Annotated in this window: 19 protein-coding genes; 11 read left to right on the top strand and 8 right to left on the bottom strand. The window is 66.8% G+C overall.

Going from position 1 to position 19,434, the window contains the following annotated elements:
- Positions 1-54 precede the first annotated feature (54 nt).
- Positions 55-915, top strand: a complete 861-nt coding sequence (locus ACSVDM_RS08735) for a TetR family transcriptional regulator (protein WP_439263929.1) — start codon at positions 55-57, stop codon at positions 913-915.
- 73 nt (positions 916-988) lie between these two features.
- Here the strand turns inward: ACSVDM_RS08735 and ACSVDM_RS08730 are convergent, their stop codons facing one another.
- Positions 989-1,921 (bottom strand): phosphotransferase family protein, encoded by a 933-nt coding sequence (locus tag ACSVDM_RS08730; RefSeq protein ID WP_439263928.1) that lies wholly within the window; start codon positions 1,919-1,921, stop codon positions 989-991.
- A 184-nt stretch (positions 1,922-2,105) separates the two neighbouring features.
- Here ACSVDM_RS08730 and ACSVDM_RS08725 point away from each other — a divergent pair, with 184 nt between their 5' ends.
- From ACSVDM_RS08725 to ACSVDM_RS08710, 4 genes are all read left to right on the top strand, one after another.
- Positions 2,106-2,864 carry a DMT family transporter gene (locus tag ACSVDM_RS08725; RefSeq protein WP_439263927.1) on the top strand — a complete coding sequence of 253 codons (759 nt, stop codon included), beginning with the start codon at positions 2,106-2,108 and terminating at the stop codon, positions 2,862-2,864.
- Positions 2,865-2,995: 131 nt separating this feature from the next.
- Positions 2,996-4,219 (top strand): ABC transporter substrate-binding protein, encoded by a 1,224-nt coding sequence (locus ACSVDM_RS08720; RefSeq protein WP_439263926.1) that lies wholly within the window; start codon positions 2,996-2,998, stop codon positions 4,217-4,219.
- A 160-nt stretch (positions 4,220-4,379) separates the two neighbouring features.
- The gene (locus ACSVDM_RS08715) at positions 4,380-4,685 is read left to right on the top strand and encodes a hypothetical protein (protein WP_439263925.1); all 306 of its coding nucleotides are present in this window, start codon (positions 4,380-4,382) and stop codon (positions 4,683-4,685) included.
- A gap of 506 nt (positions 4,686-5,191) precedes the next feature.
- Positions 5,192-5,857: a cyclase family protein gene (locus ACSVDM_RS08710; protein WP_439263924.1), complete on the top strand. Its 666-nt coding sequence runs from the start codon at positions 5,192-5,194 to the stop codon at positions 5,855-5,857.
- Here ACSVDM_RS08710 and ACSVDM_RS08705 read toward each other — a convergent pair.
- Positions 5,844-6,641 (bottom strand): SDR family NAD(P)-dependent oxidoreductase, encoded by a 798-nt coding sequence (locus ACSVDM_RS08705; protein ID WP_439263923.1) that lies wholly within the window; start codon positions 6,639-6,641, stop codon positions 5,844-5,846. The two genes, ACSVDM_RS08710 and ACSVDM_RS08705, sit on opposite strands and share 14 nt — an antisense overlap.
- A gap of 38 nt (positions 6,642-6,679) precedes the next feature.
- Positions 6,680-7,249, bottom strand: coding sequence for a hypothetical protein (locus tag ACSVDM_RS08700; protein WP_439263922.1), 570 nt, complete (start codon positions 7,247-7,249; stop codon positions 6,680-6,682).
- Between the two features lie 86 nt (positions 7,250-7,335).
- On the opposite strand from ACSVDM_RS08700, the gene ACSVDM_RS08695 reads away from it, so the two are divergent.
- Positions 7,336-7,983 carry a TetR/AcrR family transcriptional regulator gene (locus tag ACSVDM_RS08695; protein WP_439263921.1) on the top strand — a complete coding sequence of 216 codons (648 nt, stop codon included), beginning with the start codon at positions 7,336-7,338 and terminating at the stop codon, positions 7,981-7,983.
- A gap of 176 nt (positions 7,984-8,159) precedes the next feature.
- Positions 8,160-8,513, top strand: coding sequence for a histone-like nucleoid-structuring protein Lsr2 (locus tag ACSVDM_RS08690; RefSeq protein WP_067487667.1), 354 nt, complete (start codon positions 8,160-8,162; stop codon positions 8,511-8,513).
- Between the two features lie 160 nt (positions 8,514-8,673).
- Here ACSVDM_RS08690 and ACSVDM_RS08685 read toward each other — a convergent pair whose 3' ends face one another.
- On the bottom strand, positions 8,674-9,054 hold the full coding sequence (locus ACSVDM_RS08685) for a VOC family protein (RefSeq protein WP_439263920.1): 381 nt from the start codon (positions 9,052-9,054) through the stop codon (positions 8,674-8,676).
- A 160-nt stretch (positions 9,055-9,214) separates the two neighbouring features.
- Here ACSVDM_RS08685 and ACSVDM_RS08680 point away from each other — a divergent pair, with 160 nt between their 5' ends.
- The 3 genes from ACSVDM_RS08680 (at position 9,215) to ACSVDM_RS08670 (ending at position 12,710) form a co-directional block, all read left to right on the top strand.
- The gene (locus ACSVDM_RS08680) at positions 9,215-10,648 is read left to right on the top strand and encodes a cytochrome P450 (protein ID WP_439263919.1); all 1,434 of its coding nucleotides are present in this window, start codon (positions 9,215-9,217) and stop codon (positions 10,646-10,648) included.
- 112 nt (positions 10,649-10,760) lie between these two features.
- Positions 10,761-11,222 (top strand): SRPBCC family protein, encoded by a 462-nt coding sequence (locus ACSVDM_RS08675; protein ID WP_439263918.1) that lies wholly within the window; start codon positions 10,761-10,763, stop codon positions 11,220-11,222.
- A 12-nt stretch (positions 11,223-11,234) separates the two neighbouring features.
- Complete coding sequence (locus ACSVDM_RS08670; RefSeq protein WP_439263917.1) at positions 11,235-12,710, top strand: SDR family oxidoreductase; 1,476 nt, start codon at positions 11,235-11,237, stop codon at positions 12,708-12,710.
- A gap of 36 nt (positions 12,711-12,746) precedes the next feature.
- On the opposite strand, the gene ACSVDM_RS08665 is transcribed toward ACSVDM_RS08670, so the two are convergent.
- The 3 genes from ACSVDM_RS08665 to ACSVDM_RS08655 are packed head-to-tail and all read right to left on the bottom strand — an operon-like array spanning position 12,747 to position 16,212.
- Positions 12,747-13,709 (bottom strand): phytoene/squalene synthase family protein, encoded by a 963-nt coding sequence (locus ACSVDM_RS08665; protein ID WP_439263916.1) that lies wholly within the window; start codon positions 13,707-13,709, stop codon positions 12,747-12,749.
- A complete protein-coding gene (gene crtI / locus ACSVDM_RS08660; protein WP_439263915.1) occupies positions 13,706-15,232 on the bottom strand; it encodes a phytoene desaturase family protein in 1,527 nt (508 codons plus the stop codon). The genes ACSVDM_RS08665 and crtI overlap by 4 nt, the downstream gene beginning before the upstream one ends.
- Positions 15,233-15,273: 41 nt before the next feature.
- On the bottom strand, positions 15,274-16,212 hold the full coding sequence (locus ACSVDM_RS08655; RefSeq protein ID WP_439263914.1) for a polyprenyl synthetase family protein: 939 nt from the start codon (positions 16,210-16,212) through the stop codon (positions 15,274-15,276).
- A gap of 319 nt (positions 16,213-16,531) precedes the next feature.
- Between ACSVDM_RS08655 and ACSVDM_RS08650 the strand changes: the two genes are divergently transcribed.
- Positions 16,532-17,137 carry a hypothetical protein gene (locus tag ACSVDM_RS08650; RefSeq protein WP_439263913.1) on the top strand — a complete coding sequence of 202 codons (606 nt, stop codon included), beginning with the start codon at positions 16,532-16,534 and terminating at the stop codon, positions 17,135-17,137.
- An 86-nt stretch (positions 17,138-17,223) separates the two neighbouring features.
- On the opposite strand, the gene ACSVDM_RS08645 is transcribed toward ACSVDM_RS08650, so the two are convergent.
- Entirely contained in the window at positions 17,224-19,284 is a 2,061-nt protein-coding gene (locus ACSVDM_RS08645; RefSeq protein WP_439263912.1) for an AMP-binding protein, read from the bottom strand.
- Positions 19,285-19,434: the final 150 nt, after the last annotated feature.

Here is a 19,434-nt window from a genome sequence, read left to right as displayed (position 1 = left end):
CTGTCAACAACAACGTTTTTCGGCCTCGCATGATGTTCAGCTATTCTGAACATCATGAACACGCTCGACAACGGACCGACAGATCTGGGTGCGCGGCTGCGAGAAGCGAGAGTCGCGGCAGGGCTGTCGTTGCGGGAGACCGCGCGCCGCATCGGGGTCAGCCCGGCCACGCTCAGTGCCGTGGAGACCGGTAAGACGGGCGTCTCGGTACCCCGGCTCCGCCGACTGGCCACCGAACTCGGCACCACGACGCAGTGGCTGCTCGACGAGTCACGAAACCCGGTGACCACACAGCGTCCGCGCGGCGCCGTCACCGAGACGACCCGCGCATGGCGTGAGTTCCCGCCGCTCGACATCGATCCCGTGCTCACCGCCGCGATCGAATCCTTCGTGGAAACCGGCTACCACGGCGCGACCATGCGGTCGATCGCGCACCGTGCCGGCATGAGCGTGCCCGGCGTCTACCACCACTACCGCGACAAACAGGACCTGCTGGTACGGGCACTCGACCTCACCATGGACGAGCTGCACTGGCGGGTCGGCGCGGCCCGGAGCGAGGCAGCCACCGGTCGCGACCGGCTGATCCGCACGGTCGAGGCGCTCGCGCTGTTCCACACCCATCGTCGCGAGCTCGCCTTCATCGGCGCCAGCGAGATGCGCAGCCTCGATCCTGCTGATCGACAGCGAATTGCTCACTCCCGCAGCATGATCCAATACCTGCTGGACGAGGACATCGACACCGCCCTCGCCGAGGACAACCGCGCCACCGACCAGGCGAAAGCCGCCGGGCGCGCGATCGCGACAATGTGTACCGCCCTCCCACAATGGTTCCGCCTCGACGGCCCGTCCACCCCTGAGCAGATCGCTACCGCCTACGCCGACTTCGCCCTCGGCCTACTCGGCATAAGCCGGTGAATTTCCGGTACGGATCGACCGTGATCCCGGAGTGGGCTGCCAGGCTGTAGCGCGGGCACTCCTCGGTGGGTTGTCAGTCGAACAGCCCGCTCGCGAACGGTTGCTGTCGCCAGGCGTCGAGAGCGGGCGCGAGCGCGTCGGCGAGGATCGGCTGCTGGTCGACCAGGGTGAGGCAGGTGATGGCACGGACCATGCCGACCGCGTCGGCGAACTGTGCGACGCGCGGGTCGAGCGGACGTGTTCCGTTGGCCCTGGCGGCGGCGTCGTACGCGGCGGCCCCCTCGGGGCCCATGGCGGCCAGATCCCATTCGATGGGGCCGAGGCAGGCGAGTTCGAAGTCGGCGTAGAGATGGCCGGTGCGGGTGGTGACGATATTGACCGCGGGCGCGTCGCCATGGATGGGCTGCGATGTGATGCCGGGGAACTCGGCGTCGAACGCGGCGCGCGAGGAGACCAGGGGTTCCAGCAGTGCCCATTCGCGGCGGACTCGGTCGAGGTCAGCCGGGGCGAGGAGGTCGGGGCGCTCGGCGAGCACGGTCAGACTCGTGGTGATGGTGTGTGGTTCGGCGGCGGCAAGGAACGGCAGGTCGCCGGGATAGTCGCGCATGGCGAGGTGCAGGTCGGCGACGCGGGCGGAGTTGCGCACGTAGTCGGGTTCGACGTCGGGGTCCTGGTCGACGTACTGCCAGAACGTCATCGAGAAGCCGTCGCGGCGTACGGGTTCGGCCGGGACCAGCGGGCTCGGCGGGATCACGGGGATTTGCCGGCCGGCCAGCCACGACACCACATCGAGTTCGATGCGCTGGCGCAGGTACTGCTCGTGGACAGGAAGGGTGACCACCGTCGGTACCCGCACCACGACCGGTGCGGGCGCGAGGTGCACCACCACGGAGAACACATCGTGCAGGACAGCGGGGTCGGTCACGGTGAGCCCCTGTGCGCGGCCGGCGGCGACCGCGGCGTCGACGGCCCGCGCGGTGCGGTCGGCCAGTTCAGCGGTACTCATGGGGGACGCCATGGGCACCGATGGTGCCATGGTCGAAGGGTTCACGGCCACAAAGCCATCGCCACCACGGATCAAACCGTTGTCGTGCTCAGCGCGGCGCCGGAACGCCGCGCAGAAAGCCCACGAGCGGCGCGAGTTCAGGAATCGCCTCGGCGGCGGCGAGTTCTTGTTCGAGGGCGCGATCGTGTGTGGGACGCGCCTTTTCGTAAGCGCCCTGTACACCAACGCCTTTCGCGGCGTCCTCGCGCGCTGGCGGATGCTGCTCGCCTACACCGCCGTCGAGATCATCGGCCCGTGGGTGCTGCTCGGCTACGCCGAACAGACCCTGCACAGCTCCACCGTCGGCATCCTGCTCGCCGCGGTGCCGCTGATCGCCGTCGTCCTGGTGACGATGCTCGGCCACGACCACTTCGACGGTCGCCGCACGCTCGGTCTCGCCGTCAGCTTCGCCGGTGTGGCGGCGCTGGTCGGTCTCGACGTCGACCTCACCGCACCGGCGGCGCTCGGCGCGGTGGCCGTGGTGACCATCGGCTACGCCATCGGCCCGACCATCTACGACCGCACCCTCGCCGATCTGCCCGCACTCGGCGTGGTCACGGCGTCGCTGCTGCTCGCGGCCCTGGTCTACAGCCCGTTCACCGCGGTGTCCTGGCCCGAACACATCCCCGCCGACGCGGCCTGGTCGGTGCTCGGGCTGGCCGTGATCTGCACGGCCGCCGCGTTTCTCGTGTTCTTCGCGCTCATCGCCGAGGTCGGTCCGGCTCGGGCCACCGTGGTCACCTACATCAATCCGGCGGTGGCGATCGTCCTCGGCATCGCGGCGCTCGGCGAGCCGTTGACGATCGGCATGGCGATCGGCTTCCCGCTCGTCATCATCGGCTCGATCATCGGCACCCGCAGCGCCACCGTACGCGTGCGCGACGCGGTGCCCGTCCGGACCTGAACACACGAAACCGCCGGATCGACACGTCGGGCTGCGCCGATTCTTCGACTCGGTATGCGATCCTTCGGCAGATACGAGCGCTCGTCTCGCACGGTTCATTCCTCTCGCACCCGCCATCGACAGGAGATGTCATGGACGCAGGCCCCACCGCCCGCAGCGAGGCACCTCTCCCCCGGATCGATGCAGGCCGATCGGTTCTGACCATCGGGGTGGTCGTCGCGCGTTCGGGCCGCCTTTCCAGCCTGGGCGACCCACTCGACTTCGCCCTCGCGGAGCTCACCCCACACCTGCACCGGCTGGCGCCCCGCGGCACCCGACTGCGGATCGTCGGCCGCGACAGCAAGTCGACCGCCGACGGTGCGCGCCAGGCGGTCACCGAACTCGTCCGGGACGAGCGGGCGCGCATCGTGCTCACCCTGGCCGGAACCCAGGTTCTGCCGGTGGTCGCCGACACGTGCGACAGTCTCGGCAGCGTCTGCGTTTCCAGCACCTTCCCCTGGCAGGTGTACTACTACGGCCGGGGCGATCGGCCGTTGAAGCGGGCGTTCCATTTCTGCTGGGGTCTCGACGACATCGCCGAGGTGTTCGCCGACCTCTGGGAGCGCGCGGCGCCCGACGGCCCGGCGGTCGGCTGCCTGTGGAACGACGGCCCCCAGGGCAACTGGTCGCGCCACCACGTCCACGGCTTCGCCCCCGTCGCACAAGGACGTGGTCACCGACTGGTCGACCCGACGGGCTATCACGAGCCCGCCACCGACTTCGCCACCCACCTGCGTGCCTTCCGGGACAGCGGTGCCGAGCTGGTGACCAGCGCGGCCACCACCCGCGACCTCACGCTGTTCCGAAGCAGGGCAACCGAATGTGGTTGGCACCCGCGCCTGATCACCTGCTCCCGTTGGCTCGCCTACCCACCCACCGCCACCTGCTCCGGCGGCGAGGCAGGCCAGGACAACGTGGGCACCCTGGTCTACTGGACGCCTGTGCACCCCTACTGGTCCTCCCTCGACGGCACCACCGCCGCCGAACTCGCCGACGCCTACACCCAGCGCACCGGACGGCCGTGGTTGCAGCCCCTCGGCCTGGCCTACGCGCTGTTCGAGGTCGCCGTCCACGCGCTGCGCACCGCCGACGACCCCACCGACCCCGACGCGCTCGCAAAAGCATTGCACCGCACCGACATCCAAACCATGGCCGGCCGACTGGACTGGACCTCGGGACCGGTGCCCGGCGTCGCGGTCGTGCCGCTGGCCGGTGGGCAGTGGCAGGTCGCGACCGGGCACGCATACGACCTCGCCGTGATCGCCCCCGGCAGTGTCGAGGGGCTGCGACCGACAGCGGATCTGGTGGTCTGCTGAGCACGCGTGTCGCCTCTGCATGCCCAGCCCACCGCGTTATCGTTCGATGGCAATTCGCATTTCTCCTGATGGCCCACCCGGATTCCCGGCGCGCCACGCTTTCTGCCGCTCCGGGTGGACGACCGATTCGTCCTTCCACGGAACAGAACAAGGAGATCTCATGACAGGTACTCACATCGCCCGCACGCTCCTACCCGGCTTGGTCGTCGTGGCGGGCACGCTGCTGCTCGGCGCACCGACAGCCGCCGCCGAATCGGTGTGGTCCTACACCTGCACCACGGTCGAGCCGAACTTCCCCGACATCGTCGGCACCGGCTGCACCCCGGGCGAGGATGCGCCCGCCGAAGGCCCGATCGACGGCGAATTCGTGGTGACACGCCCCGACGACGGCGCACGGTGGATCTGCAGCTCCGGCATGGTCTCCGGAGATGTCGTCGAAGGGGCCGAGTGCGACCGGAGGCGATGACCTACACGGCCCCGACGGGCGAACGCGCCGGCTCGTTCACTGAACCGGCGCGTTCTCGATCTCCGCATATTCCCGGGAAGATGCCGAGACCTACCAGGCCGTTACCCGCAGCGGCCCGATCCAACCACGCGTCTCCCATCGATCAATGGATCGGCGGTCTGCTCCGACCTAGGTGACCGAGGCCGTCCGGTCGGGCGGCGAGGCGTTCCGCGGTGGGCCCACCACCTCGGCCCGCTTGCGAACCGCTCGACATGATCGGCGCACGCGACCCGGCGGTGGGTCGACCACGGTCGGTGGTTTTTCCGGCGGCGGCCAGGTGGTCCATGCGGTGGCAGCCGCGTGCTCGGCGACAGATTTCCCCCAGTCCCACATAGTTTCGCTCCTCCCCTGAGCTACTCGGCGGGTCCCATCAGGCTATCTGCCGAATAGCACGCAGCACCAACGGTTTTCGCGTGGGGACAACACAGCGATCCCAGCGCGGTCGTCGGCTCTCGTATGCTGACGTGGTGCGCCTGATCGATCTGACCCGGCCGATCCACACCGGCATGCCGGTGTTCCCGGGCGATCCGGAAGTTCTGCTGGAACCGGCATTGCGTGCCGCCACCGACGGGGTGAACGTGCTGCGCGTGCATCTCGGGTCGCAATCCGGGACGCACGTCGACGCGCCCGCTCATCTGGACGACAGTCTGCCGACCTTGGACCAACTGCCCCTCGACCGCTTCGTCGGACCAGCCTGGATCGTGGATGCGCGATCGGTTCCCGCGCACACCGCGATCGGACCGGCACTGTTCGACGTCGATATGCCACCCGGCACGGTCGTGCTGATCGCCACCGGTTGGTCGGCGCGGTGGGGCAACCCGGACTACTTCACCCACCCATACCTGCACCCGGAATCCGCACAGCTGCTGGTGGACAAGGGAATCCGGACCATCGGCATCGACGCGCCGAGCATCGACCCGTCCGGGACCGAAGACCTGGACCTGCGAGCACACCGGATCCTGTGCGGTGCGCACGCCGTGATCGCCGAGAACCTCACCGCACTCGACGAGCTGTCGAACGCTCAGGCGGCAGGCGCATCGATCGAGGTTTCGTTGTTTCCGCTGCCGCTGCGCGGGGCCGACGGGGCGCCGATCCGGGCGGTGGCCCGGGTCGGCGACCTCAGCTGTTCTTGAAGGGGTTGAAGGTCTTTCCGAGGAGGTAGCCCAGGCGGACGGGCAAGGGCTTCATGGCGGCGGCGGAGATCTTGTTGACGATGCCCGGGACACATACGGGCTTGCCTTTCATCACAGCGTCCCAGCCCTCGGCGACTACAGCGTCGGGCTGCTGCCAGAGGATGCGGGGCAGATGGTCGGCTTTGTCGCGCGTGCCCATGACATCGTGGAATTCGGTGCGGGTGAAGCCGGGGCACAGCGCGGTGACGTGGATGCCGTGGTGTTTGAGTTCCATGTCGAGGGCTTGCGAGGTGTCGAGGACGTAGGACTTGATGCCGGTGTAGAGCAAGCCTGCGCCGGGCGGGGCGAAGGCAGCGACCGACGACAGGTTGACGATGCGACCCCAGTGGCGCTTCTTCATGCCGGGGATGACGAGGTGGGCGAGTTCGGTCGGGGCGGTGACCATCAACTGGATCTCCCCAGCCAGGTCGTTCCACGGTGTGTCGGCGAATGCTGTCTTGCCCGAGAGACCGGCGTTGTTGATCAGGACGTCGACGGGCAAGCCCTGCCGGTCGGCGTAGTCGACGATCGCGGCTGGTGCGGCGCTGTCGGTGAGGTCGGCGGCGAACACCTCGCAGCGCACATCATGGCGTGCGGTCAGCTGTGTGGCGAGTTCCCGGAGACGATCGGCGCGGCGGGCGACGAGCAGCAGTTGGTAACCGTTCGCGGCGAGGTGGTGGGCGAACGCCGCGCCGATGCCGGCGGACGCGCCGGTGATCAGCGCGGTGCGGGGAGTTGTGGTCATGATTCCTTCGTTCGGATAGGGCCGAGAAGTGAGTGGTGTCAGGCGGGCGTGCCGGGCAGCTCGCGGGTGCCGGGGGTGAAGTCGCGGCGGGCTTTACCGATGTCTCCGCGATAGGAGCCGATCGGGCCGGTCAGCAGGAAGGGCCGGGGGACGCGGCGCTGGGCATCGGTGAAACCCCAGGTGCCGATTCCGAGGTAGACGCCGGGCGCGGCACGCCGCACCTCGTCCACCATGTGGATCGAGCCACAGAGCGAGGTGTAGGCGCGATAGACGAGCGTGTAGGACAGTGCGCCGTCGTAGCGGGACGGTGCCAACAGCGTGCGCATCGGGTAGCGCTGCCGGACTCGGCCGACCCTGGCGAAAGTGTTGTAACCACGCCCGCTGATCTCGTCGACAGGCCGGAAAGCCTTGCACCGCCATGGCTCGAACGGGTTGGCCACGGCCACCTTTCCGGTCACCACGGCGAACAGATTCGGCTGGGCCAGTAGAGCGGCGGCGTATTCGCCGTCGATTTCGGCGATCGTGGGGGCTTCCAGAGTGGTGAACAGGGCGAGCAGACCTCGGGTGTCGAGTCGACGCAGCTCGTCGGCCACGTTGTCGGAGTCCATGTGAACCAGCCTCATCTCGCAATTTCTTGAATGTCGCTCAAGAAACGTACCGCCTTCTTGAGCGAGGTTCAAGATAGAGTGTCGAGGTGCCGAGGAACCGACGCCCGCAGAACCGCGAGGAGAAGCGAGAGGAGATCATCGCCGCCGCGCGACGCCTGCTCATCGACGACGGCTTCGATTCGGCGTCCACAGCGCGGATCGCCAAAAGCGCGGGTGTCACCGTCAATACGATCTACTGGTACTTCCAGGACAAAGACGAGCTGCTCATCGCGGTCCTCGACCGCATTCTGGCCGAGGCACTGGCCACCTACGCGGAGATCGACGGCCGGCCGCTGAACGAGCAGCTGCTATGGGTGGTCGACCAGCTCGAACAGCTGCACGGGCTGGTCAATACCGTGCACGCCCGGGTAGCCACCTCCCACTCCGTCGCCGCCTGGCACACCGGGTTCCATCAGCTCGCCGGCGCGCTGTTCGCCGACAACCTCCGCGCGGCCGGAGTCGCCGAGACCGACCTCGCCGCCATGTCCGCCATCGGCACCTTCGTGATCGAAGGGCTCCTCACCCACCAGCACGACGACGTGGACAAGCGAGCGGTCATCGACCTGCTCGTCCGCAGCCTCACCGCCACATCCGGTCCACCGAATGCCGTTTCCTCGGATGTCGCTGCCGCACAGGCACATCGAGCGCCCGCACGAAGGATGAGCAGTGACTCACGCGGTGACCGAGAGCCCTGATCGACTGCCGGTCGGCCGCAATCCTGACGCCGGATCGGCGATTCGCCGCCCACGAGGACGGGGTCCGCCTCAACCAGACAAGTGGATCGCACGGTCCGCATGTACGACCCGCGCCGAGTGCTACTACCCTGGCCATCGCCGAACCGAACCCGTATACACAACTGACAGGAATCCATATGGCGCGCAAGGTCGTTGTCACCCTCGTCGACGATTTCGACGGCACATCCGCCGCCGAAGAAACCGTCATTTTCGGCATCGACGGACACACCTACGAGATCGACCTGTCCGAAACCAACGCCACCAAACTGCGCAACACCTTCGAACAGTGGATCCCCTACGCCCGGCGAACCGGCCGCGCCAAAACCAGCAACGCCCGCCGACACGCCACCGCGACCCCCGCCGCCCAGACAGGTCGCCGCACCGACCTCGCGGCCATCAGGGCCTGGGCGATCGCGAACGGCCACACCGTCTCCACTCGCGGCCGCATCGCCGCCGAGATCATCGCCGCCTACGACGAAGCCTCGGCATAGGCGGGCGTGGAGAGCGCCCGCAGCCCGGATGCCCCGACCAGTCTCGCCGAGATGCCCGGGGCCGTGTCATGACGCCGATTGCAAGTCGGCGAGCTTGTCGGCGCTGCAGACGACTCGCGCGGTGACCGAGCGCCCCTGATCGACTGCGGGTCGGCCGCAATCAGGACGTCGACTCAGCGATCCGCCATGGTGGTTCGAGCCGGTTGACTCCGGCATAGAACAGGCAAAGCCGATGACCGTCCGGATCGTGCAGCCATGCCTCGCGCCACAGCCATGGTGTGTCGACGGGCGAACTGTCGAACACCACGCCCGCAGCACGTAGCCGAGCGCACTGATTGTCGAGGTCGTCGGACTCGAAGTAGATGGAGACCTGCCCACCGCCGCGCAGGGATTCGACCAGCTCGATCGAAAACGTGCTGTCACCGTCAGGGCATCGGAAACGCAGGTAGTGGTCGGTTTTGACGATCAGGTGCAGCCCGAGCAGCGCATAGAACTGCTCGGACCGCACAAGATCGGTAGCACCGATAGTGATCTGATTCATCCGCATCCGGCCACTGTGCAACCTCAACCACAGTGCAGGTCAACCTCGTGCCGCTGGTCCGTTCGACCGGACCTCACCCGCGAAACGCAACGCTCCGGGCGTCATCGACCGGAGCGTTGCGTTCGGCATTCGCGGACCCAGTTGCGCCTACACTCGCGATGTGGAACCCGACGTGTTCGCCAATTCGGTAGCGCAACAATGCATTCCCGGATCCGAGTTCTCCGAGAAGCTACCGTATCCCCGGTTTCGGCTGCCGTTGCTCGGTGACGTCCTGACCACCGATTTCGCGAAGCCGTGCCAGCGACTCGCCGAGCAGGCGCGGGAGTTGGGGCCGGTCTTCGAGCAGAAGTTGTTCGGTTACCCCGCGGTCGTCGTCACCGGGGTCGAGGCCATCGAGGAGGTCAACGACGAGTCGCGGTGGGAGAAGCATGTCGGGCACGCGTTGATGAAACTGCGGCCACTGGCGGGTGACGGATTGTTCACCGCCTACAACTCGGAACCGAACTGGGCCAAAGCACACGCCGTTCTCGCTCCCGCCTTCACCAAATCGGCGATGGCCGACTATCACGGCGCGATCACCGGCACCGTCCGCGAATTGACCGACCTGTGGTCGACGACAGCGGAGTGGATCGACGTGCCCGCGGCGACGAACAAGCTGACGTTCGAAATCATCGCGCGCGCGGGGTTCTCGCATTCCTTCGGTTCACTGGCCGATTCGAACAGCGGTTCGTTCGTCGAAGCGATGGTGCGTGAGCTCGCCTATGCCAACCGCCGCACGGATGTACTTCCGTTGTTCGACAAGGTCTTCCGTCGGGCCGACCATGCGCGGCACGAGGCCGATCTGGCGCACGCTCACGCAGTCGTCGACGACATCATCGAAGCCCGCAAACACGATTCACACCGTCGGTATCGCGACATCCTCGACCTCATGCTCGACAGTGCCGACCCGGAAACCGGCGAGCGGTTGGACACGGTGAACATCCGGAATCAGATCCTCACCTTCCTCATCGCGGGCAGTGAGACCTCCGCCAACACCATCGCCTTCGCTCTTCATTACCTCTCGACCCGTCCCGACATCGCCGCCGGCGTCCGAGCCGAACTCGACGAGCGCTGGCCCACACCGGAATTCCCCGATATCCGGTATGACGACGTGGCCAAGCTCCGCAGTCTGCGCCGCGTCATCGACGAGACCCTGCGACTGTGGCCGACCGGTCCCGGATACTTCCGGCGGGCCAAGCACGACACCACGCTCTGCGGCCGTTACCGGTTCGCCCAGAAGGACTGGGTGCTGGTACTGCTCCTCGGCGCCCACCGAGACCCGGCTTGGGGTCACGACGCAGATCAATTCAACCCCGACCGATTCCTGCCCGAGAACATTCGCGGCCTGCCGCCCCGCGTCTACAAACCTTTCGGCACCGGCCCCCGCGCCTGCATCGGTCGCCAGTTCGCGCACCACGAAATCGCCGTCACCCTCGCGGCACTTCTGCACCAGCTCGATCTGGAACCCGACCCGGAATATGACCTCGACGTGCGCGAAACGCTCACCCTCAAGCCCGCGGGTCTGCGCCTTCGAGCACGTCGTCGACGTCGTTAGCCGGCGGTCGGACCGCAGCCAGTTGAAGCGAATTTGCATCAATCGGTGTGAACTCCGGATGAGTGGGCACTCGGCCGCTGAATGTAGAAAATTCGATCCGAGGAGGCCGAGAATGAGCACTGTCATCGAAGCTGTCGACGTGCACGTGCCGGTGGCGACCGCCTACAACCAGTGGACCCAGTTCGAATCGTTCCCTCAGTTCATGCACGGTGTCGACCGCATCGAACAGCTCGACGACACTCACACCCGGTGGACTGTCGACATCGCCGGAGCTACCCGGACATTCGATGCCACCATCACCGAGCAGCATCCGGAGGAACGCATCGCCTGGAAATCCGACGATGGCCCGCAGCATGCCGGAGTGGTCACCTTCCATCGGCTCGACGACTCGACGACCCGGGTCACCGTGCAGATGGACATCGATCCCGACGGCTTCGTCGAGAACATCGCGGACAAAACCGGGGTGCTCGATCGCCGCATCAAGGGGGACGTGCGCCGCTTCAAAGACTTCATCGAAAGCCGTGGGTCGGAAACGGGAGCGTGGCGAGGCGACGTCGATCGCCCCAAGCCCTAGTCGCGAATCAGCATGCGGTGTGTGGTCTTCGGGGTGACCGGCTACATCGGTGGCCGGTTGGTACCCGAATTGCTTCAGGCCGGACATGAGGTCCGGGTGGTCGCCCGGACACCGGCGAAGCTGGCCGAAGTGCCGTGGCTCGATCGGGTCGAGGTGGTCGAGGGAGATGTCACCGACAGCGACCAGGTGCGTTCGGCGGTGGCCGGTCAGGACGTCGTCTACTACCTGGTGCACTCCTTGACCCGTCGTGACTTCGCCGATATCGATCGTGAGGCCGCGCGGATCGTCGGGGCGGCCGCGTCGTCGGCGGGGGTCGGGCGCATCGTCTATCTCGGTGGAATCGTCCCGCCACACACCGAACTGTCTCGCCACCTGGCCTCCCGTGCCGAGGTCGGCGAGATCCTGCGTGCCTCCGGTGTTCCCACTGCGGAGTTGCGTGCGGCGGTGATCATCGGTTCCGGGTCGGCGAGTTTCGAGATGCTGCGGTATCTGTCCGAACGCCTGCCCGCGATGGTCACCCCGCGGTGGGTTCACAACAGGATTCAGCCGATTGCTGTTCGAGACGTTCTGTATTACCTGGTGCACGCCGCGGAGTTGCCGGCCGAGGTCAACCGCGCCTTCGATATCGGCGGGCCCGACGTGATGACCTACCTGACCATGATGCGCGAATACGCCGTCGTGGCCGGGCTGAATCGTCGAGTCGTGCTGCCGGTTCCGGTGCTCACGCCGTGGCTGTCCGCGCAGTGGGTCAACCTGGTGACGCCGGTGCCCCGTGCGCTGGCTGTGCCGCTCATCGAGTCGCTCGTCCACGAGGTGGTCTGTGGCGAGCACGATATCGCCGCGTACATCTCGGATCCCCCGGAGGGCCTCACCCGGTACGGACGCGCCGTGGAGCTGGCGCTGACCCGCATCCGTAACGCCGAGGTGCCCACTCGTTGGTCCGATGCCAGCACCTACGGCGCACCCTCCGATCCCTTACCCACCGATCCGGACTGGTCCGGCGGCTCCCTCTATGAGGACGTTCGCGAACATCACACCTCCGCGGATCCGGACACGGTGTGGGCGGTGATCGAATCCATCGGCGGTGAGAACGGCTGGTATTCGTTCCCGCTCGCCTGGTCGCTACGCGGCTGGATCGACCGGGTGGCCGGAGGTGTCGGGCTTCGCCGCGGCCGTAAACACCCGCGGCGCCTGCACTCCGGCGAGGCGTTGGACTGGTGGCGCGTCGAATATATCGACCGACCACACCTGCTGCGCCTTCGTGCGGAGATGCGGGTGCCGGGCCTGGCGTGGCTCGAGCTCGGGGTCGAGCCCGCCCCGAAGGGTGGTTCGCGATACCGTCAACGCGCGATCTTTCAACCGCACGGACTTGCTGGGCACCTGTATTGGAAGGCGATCAGCCCCTTCCACAGCGCCGTTTTCGGAGGCATGGTCCGCAACATCACGAGTACTGCGGAACGCACCCCCGATAGCACGCCGACAGGTTGAAGATTCAGCGATTTCCTTCGGCTCGACCCGATCGCCTCAGCCTTCGGTGGGGGTGAGTGCCCGTGCCCGGCTACCTCGCCGCGCCCACAACGCACGAGCCAGCGCCGAACCGGCGACGCGAGTTCGGCGCGCGTTGCTGACGGTCGCCCGCGCGGTGAACACCGCGAACTCGCTCTGTTCGATCCGGTCGAGGATCTCCGAATACAAGACGGCCGCGGTGGCGACGCACGGTCGCGATACCGGGTGCAGCAACGCGATTCCGGCATCGGCGTACCGGTACCAGTCTCGGGCGACGGCGTGTTGAGCGGCCAGCGCCGACCGCACTTTGGAGTCGGTGCGCCGATTGGTCCGGCACCACTGCAAGCGGGCGCGGTCCACACCGAAAGCAGCCAGCTCGTCGGCAGGCAGATATACCCGGCCACGGTCGAGGTCTTCGGCGACGTCGCGAAGGAAGTTGGTGAGCTGGAAGGCTTTTCCCAGCGCGGCCGCGTAGGGCGCGGCATCGGATCGGGGGCCGATGGTGCCGAGCACCGGCAGTACCTGCAGGCCGATCACCGCTGCCGAACCGTGGATATAGCGATCCAGCGCGGCCCGATCCGGGTAGTCGGTCACCGTCAGATCCATCCGCATCGAGTCGAGGAAATCGTCGAACAGCGCGTGCTCGATCTCGTATCGGGCGGCGGTATCGGCAAGCGCGGCAAGGATCGGGTCGTCATCGTGGGTACCGCGAAGACTGTCGCGCATGGTCTTCGCCACCGCGTCCAGGCGTGCCGTCGCAGAACCGGTAGCGTCGCCGGTCGGGGGTTCGTCGACGATGTCGTCCGCCCATCGGGCGAAGCCGTAGAGCGCGTGGATCGCTGGGCGCTGGGCGGGCGCGAGCAGTCGAGTGGCGAGGAAGAATGTGCGCCCGTGCCGGGCGTTGAGTTCCCGGCACCTCTGATAGGACGCGCGCAACCCCGCGTCACGGATACCGGCGGCGTCGAGTTCGGTGCGAGTCATCGTCGTCCGTCCCTGGTCGCGGTGGAAGACGAAGACCGAGAGGTAGTCACGGTGCCGGTCACGCGGTCGGCGGCGAGACGACCCGACAACAGTGCCGTCGGCACACCGACGCCGGGAACGGTGCCACAGCCGGCCAGCACCGCATTGGTCGCTGCGCGTGGCATGTTCGCGGGACGGAACGGACCGGTTTGGGCGAAGGTATGCGCGAGGGAGAACGGGGTTCCGGCCAGCATGCCCTGCCGTTGCCAATCGGCGGGGGTGTCCACATGCACGATCGTGGAGTTCGCGACGAAGCCCGGAACCAACCGGTTCTCGACGATCGCCGCGAGTTCCTCACTGTAAGCGGTGGCGCGGCGATCCCAGTCCAGCTCCTTGCCGCGATACAGGTTGGGTACCGGAGCGAGAACGGTGAAAAGGTCCTGCCCGTGCGGGGCGAGGGCAGGGTCGGTCGCGGTGGGCCGGGTGACCAGCAGCGACGGGTCCGTCATCAACTCTCCCCCATCGATCAGTTCGTCGAAGGTCTGTTTCCAGGCGGCACCGAAGACGAGGTTGTGATGCGCGGTCGGCACGCCGACGGGAAAGCCGACATGCATGACGACCGCGGACGGTGCCGGACGCCAGCTGATCGGACGCCGCGGAGAGCGATCGAGCAATTCGTACGCTGTGGCCAATTCGGTTGCCAAAACGACTGCGTCGCAGGGGATTCTGCGTCCCTTCTCGGTGAATACAGCAGTGATGCGTGAACCGTTCCGTTCCAGATCGTGCACGGTTTCGTCGTAGCAGAACCGCACGCCGGCATCCACGGCAGCGGCAGCCAGGGCATCCGGTAGCGCACGCATTCCGCCGCGCGGGAAGTACACACCGCCGACGGTGTCCATGTAGGAGATCACCGCGTACAGCGCCAGCGCCCGCTGTGGCGACACACCCGCGTAGAGGGACTGGAAGGTGAACACCCGCCGCAGCCGTTCGTCGGTCAGGAAGGACCCGACCGCCCGGTCGAGGCGACGAAAGCCGCCCAACGCGATCAACCGCGCGAACGCCGGTGTGAGCAGTGAGAACGGAGAATCAGCGTTAGTGGCGATGAACCGATCGAATTCGACGCGGTACAGCTCGCTCAACCACGCCCGCAGTCGACGATACCCTTCGACTTCCTCGGGCCCGGCGAAAGCCGCGACCGATTCCTCCATCGCCGCGGCGTCGCTGTGAATATCCAGCCCGCTGCCGTCGGCGAAGTGCGCGCGGTAGGCCGGGGTGACCGGCAGCAAGTCCAGCCGGGAGTCGAGACTCTCCCCCACCGCGGCGAGGGTGTCGGCGACGATGTCGGGCATGGTGAGTACCGACGGCCCGGTGTCGAGCATAAGACCGTCGATATCGCGCCGCCCGGCTCGACCGCCTGCGACCGAGTCGCGCTCCACCACCGTGACACCGCGGCCGCGTCCCGCCAAGTGCAGCGCGGCGGCCAGACCAGCCAGACCGGCCCCGACGACGACAACCTCATCGGTTCTTCCCGGTATCGTTCGCATCTCTACCTTCCAGTCGGACTTCTCGATGGCACGCGGTCGGGTCAGGACGTACGGTCGGTGCACAACAGCGCCATTCGGTGCAGCGCGTCGGCCACCGACGGTTCGAGATCGGCGCGATCGAGAAGCCCACGCGCGTGTTCGACTCGGTCGCGGATCATCCGCTCTGCACACTGCCGCGCGCCGCTGTCGACGATCACCGCCTGTGCGAAGGCGACGCCCTGCTCGTCGATCAACTCTTCCCGCCAGAGATCTCGCAGCCGCGCGCGGTCCGACGGCCCGGCGAGCTGATCGGCCAGTGCGATCAGCGTGGTCGCCTTGCGTTCTCGGACATCGTCACCGGAAGGCTTTCCGGTGGTCGGCGGGTCGCCGAAGACGCCGAGCAGGTCGTCGCGAAGCTGGAATGCTTCTCCGACCAGAACGCCGTAGGCACCGAGAACATCCATCACGGTGTCGTCGCAGTCGGCCATCGCCGCACCGAGTTCCAGGGTTCGGCGCACGGTGTAGTTGCCGGACTTACGGCGTGCGATGTCCATCACCGCGGTCAAGGACGGAAAGCGGTTCGCGTCGTTGGACAGGTCCGCGAGCTGACCTACTGCCAGTTCGCTGCGCATCGAGTCGTAGCGTGGCCATGCCCGGCCCAACGCGGCGGTGCCGACGCCACTTTCGCGCAACATGCGCTCGGCCCACACCAAGTACAGGTCGGCGAGGAGGATCGCTGCGGATTCGCCGAATCGGGCCGCCGATCCCGACAACCCCTGCTCGGTATGCCACGCGGCCAGCCGCAGATGGGTCGACTGTCGTCCCCGTCTGACACGGGACTCGTCCATCACGTCGTCTTGCACGAGCGCGAACGCGTGTAGCAGTTCCACACTTGCGGCCGCGCGCAGCGCTGGTTCGGACTCACCGCCGCCACCACACAGCCAACCGAGATAGACGAAAGCCGACCGCACGCACTTGCCACCCGACGCGAAGTCGACCATCAGCCGACCTGGCAGTGAGAACCCCACCGGGTCCAATTCCGCCGCGCAACGCGCCCGGACGAACTCATCGACGTGATCGCGGACCGATCTCTGTGTCTGCGCGAGCCACCGTTCGAACTGTGTCGAGCCGTCGTCGGTGGAGAGTCCGCGAGGTCCGGCTGCGGTCGCAGCTCGCTCTGCATTCACGCCACGATTGTGACACCGTTTTTCCAAAAACGCATCGTTTGTGCGTCGATTGATGCCGCGTCGGCTCTCCCTCGCCGCCACAAGTTGTTCCGCACCGCGCCCGGGTGTCAGAGGGATCCGGTTGGATGAGCGCGTGACTGTCTATGACGTAGCCCGCCGGCTTCCTGCCATCGCCGACCTGCGGGACCTGTGCCGCTCGCTCGCGATGCTCGACGCGATCCTGAGCCCGGACTGGGAAAGCCGTTACTACTCCTTCGACGGCGCTTGGGCCGAAGGCCAGGAGATGGCTTCGATGCGCAACGGGTCGGGAGACGAATACTCCATCGTGTTCTCGGTGGCCGGGGTATATATCCGGGGCTTTGGCCACGAGTCGCCGATGAGCCCGTATGGCCATGACCGCCGGCCCTGGCCGGGAGTGATCGACGATGTTCCCGATGTCTTCATGCCCTTGGTCGAGGAGCCGGCGTTCACCGACGAGGACGGCGTGCTTGCTGTGACGGCCTGCTTGTGGCGGGAGGCGACGGATGATCAGTGGCACCACGGCACGATCGACTTCCCCCCGGACCATGCCGACCCTGATGGGGCGAACTATCTGTTCCAACTACTGGTCGACCGCTCACCTGAAGCGTTCCAGCGCTTCGCCGAGGACTATTACGAGATCTCTGTGGACCTGGAAGCGGTGCGTGACGTGTATGCCTTGCGGCCGCTGGACCAGGAACTCGTGTCGTCGTTGAACTGAGAGGCCACGCTGGTGGACCTGGCCCGAGACATCTCCGAAATCGGATATCCGCATGCCTCGTGATCGAGTGAACGGAATTCGATCGTTCAGTCGGGGAAACCCGCGGGATCGACGAGCAGGCGCTTGAGTACTTTGCCGGTTTCCCCGCGGGGCAGCGAGTTGAGAAAAGTGACATCGCGTGGGACCGAAAAGCGGCTGAGCCGGTTGCGGATGTAGGTGCGCACCATGCCCGAATCCAGGCTGGAGCCTTCCTGTTTGACGAGGAATGCGGCCAATCGCTGACCGAATTCACGGTCGGGTACCCCGACCACCGCGACATCGCTGACCTGCGGCAGATACGACAGAGCCTCTTCGACCGGACGTGGGAAGACGTTCTCGCCACCGGAGATGATCATTTCGTCGTCGCGACCCGCCACGAACAGTCTGCCCTCCGCGTCGAGATAGCCCAGATCGCCGGTGTTCAGCATGCCGTCGGCCTCCTCGGGCGGAGTGTCGTTGACGTAGCCGTCGAACAGCATGTGGTTGCCGACGAAGATCCGGCCGGTCACCCCTATCGGCACCGGCTGGTTGTCGGCACCGAGGATCGCGATCCGGGTCCCCAGCGGCGGGCGGCCTGCCGTGGTCGGGGCGGCACGAAGGTCCTCGGGCGCTGCGACGCTCGCCCAGGAGACCTCGGTGGAACCGTAGAGGTTGTAGAGCACATCACCGTAGTCGTCGAGGAAGCGATCGACGGTCGCCGCGACGAGTGGAGCACCGCAACTGACGACATGACGCAGACTGCTCAGGTCGTGGCGAGCGCGCACCGTGGCGGGCAGGTCGACCATGCGCTGGATCATGGTCGGCACCGCGATGAGTGTGTTCACCCGGTGTTCGGCGACCTGACGAAGGCATTCCTCGGCATCGAATCCTTGCGCGAGCACCACGGTGGCCCGTACGGCGGTGCTCAATTGCAGTGCCGAGAGCCCCCACGTGTGGAACAGCGGCGCGGGGATCATCATCGTGCTGCCCACGTGGATCGGTATTCGCGACAGGAGCGCGACCAGGGTGTCGAATCCCTTCGGATGCGGTCGCCTTGCGCCCTTCGGCGTGCCGCTGGTTCCCGACGTGAGCACGATCTGGCGCCCGGGCATCGTGGGGACCGGAAAAGTCGTGTTACCCATGGCGATCAGATCCTCGATGGTGATCCGGCCCGGGTCCGCGGGTAGGTCGTCGGTGACGAAGCGCGGCACGCCGTTGTGCAGATATTGCACGAGGTGCTCGAGGTCGGTGTCGACGAACAATGCCGAGAGCCGGTGCCGCTGCACGATCTCCTCGATCCGCCTGCCCGACAGGCCGGCGTTCAGCAGTGCGACGTCCACGCCCAGCTTGCCCGCCGCGACCATCGTCTCGACCATGCCGCAGTGGTTGGCGGCGAGCAATCCGATCGCGTCGCCCGCGCGCAATCCGACCTCGTACATCGCCCCGGCCAGCGCGGTGGTGCGCTTGTCGGTTTCGGCGAATGTGGCCGTGCTGACGGTGTCGATCAGGGCGAGCTGGTCGGGGCTGTGCGCGGCGCCCGCCGCGTAACCGCCCGCCAGGTTGAAACCCCACCGGTACAAGGACCGCAGTTGCCGCGCCGAGGTCACCGGCGGCGCGACCAGCCCGGAATTCACCACCCAGCGCACCAGTTCGGACTTGCGGCGGATCGGCGCCCGGTCGCCGTTTCCCACCACCGATGTCTGCGCCCCACGCACCACATCGACCGCACGCCGCAACCCGGCCCTGATCCACCGGACGGTCTCGGCGTCGCGTGCGTCCGCCAGCGCCGGGTGCAACCGCGGCGCGGCGAAGGCGGTGACGCTCACGCTGGTTCGCTGCTGGTCACCGGCGAGCCGGATCAGCGCGAAACTGCCCGTCTCCGGGTTGTGCAGTTCGAAGCTCTCGTACCAGCGACCGATCCGCAAGGCCAGATCGATGGTTCGTACGCCGACATCCGCGTCGCCGATGCGGACCTGCCACCTCGTGTCCCCCTCGGTACCGGTCAACCGCTGGCATCCCCCGATGCCGGACCACAGCCGCGGATAGCTCTGCGGTTCCAGCAGCACTTCCCACAACGCCTGCCTCGCGACGGCGAAGTCCACGGTCACATCCACGACATCACTCGACATCTCTGCGCCTCTCTCGGCCCGGCCACGCTGCCGGGAAGTGCCCACGCATCCCGGCCACTGTGCCGCGACGGCGCCTTTCGTCAGGCACTGCACCAGAAGTCATGGTCGCGCACGGCGCCGTGGCCGAACGCGAATTCTCCGGATGCTTGA

The sequence above is a fragment of the Nocardia sp. JW2 genome (assembly GCF_051843015.1).
Lineage (GTDB): Bacteria > Actinomycetota > Actinomycetes > Mycobacteriales > Mycobacteriaceae > Nocardia > Nocardia coubleae.
Note: the sequence above shows the minus strand (reverse complement) of the source record. Positions and strands in the feature narration are given on the sequence as shown.

What these genes read in the sequence shown, in the direction of transcription:
- ACSVDM_RS08735 (WP_439263929.1), top strand. Translation starts at nt 55, where the DNA reads ATGAACACGCTCGACAACGGACCGACAGATCTGGGTGCGCGGCTGCGA.
- ACSVDM_RS08730 (WP_439263928.1), bottom strand. Translation starts at nt 1,921, where the DNA reads ATGAGTACCGCTGAACTGGCCGACCGCACCGCGCGGGCCGTCGACGCC.
- ACSVDM_RS08655 (WP_439263914.1), bottom strand. Translation starts at nt 16,212, where the DNA reads ATGGTCGACTTCGCGTCGGGTGGCAAGTGCGTGCGGTCGGCTTTCGTC.
- ACSVDM_RS08720 (WP_439263926.1), top strand. Translation starts at nt 2,996, where the DNA reads ATGGACGCAGGCCCCACCGCCCGCAGCGAGGCACCTCTCCCCCGGATC.
- ACSVDM_RS08690 (WP_067487667.1), top strand. Translation starts at nt 8,160, where the DNA reads ATGGCGCGCAAGGTCGTTGTCACCCTCGTCGACGATTTCGACGGCACA.
- ACSVDM_RS08700 (WP_439263922.1), bottom strand. Translation starts at nt 7,249, where the DNA reads ATGGACTCCGACAACGTGGCCGACGAGCTGCGTCGACTCGACACCCGA.
- ACSVDM_RS08665 (WP_439263916.1), bottom strand. Translation starts at nt 13,709, where the DNA reads ATGACTCGCACCGAACTCGACGCCGCCGGTATCCGTGACGCGGGGTTG.
- ACSVDM_RS08670 (WP_439263917.1), top strand. Translation starts at nt 11,235, where the DNA reads ATGCGGTGTGTGGTCTTCGGGGTGACCGGCTACATCGGTGGCCGGTTG.
- crtI (WP_439263915.1), bottom strand. Translation starts at nt 15,232, where the DNA reads ATGCGAACGATACCGGGAAGAACCGATGAGGTTGTCGTCGTCGGGGCC.
- ACSVDM_RS08705 (WP_439263923.1), bottom strand. Translation starts at nt 6,641, where the DNA reads ATGACCACAACTCCCCGCACCGCGCTGATCACCGGCGCGTCCGCCGGC.
- ACSVDM_RS08685 (WP_439263920.1), bottom strand. Translation starts at nt 9,054, where the DNA reads ATGAATCAGATCACTATCGGTGCTACCGATCTTGTGCGGTCCGAGCAG.
- ACSVDM_RS08715 (WP_439263925.1), top strand. Translation starts at nt 4,380, where the DNA reads ATGACAGGTACTCACATCGCCCGCACGCTCCTACCCGGCTTGGTCGTC.
- ACSVDM_RS08645 (WP_439263912.1), bottom strand. Translation starts at nt 19,284, where the DNA reads ATGTCGAGTGATGTCGTGGATGTGACCGTGGACTTCGCCGTCGCGAGG.
- ACSVDM_RS08675 (WP_439263918.1), top strand. Translation starts at nt 10,761, where the DNA reads ATGAGCACTGTCATCGAAGCTGTCGACGTGCACGTGCCGGTGGCGACC.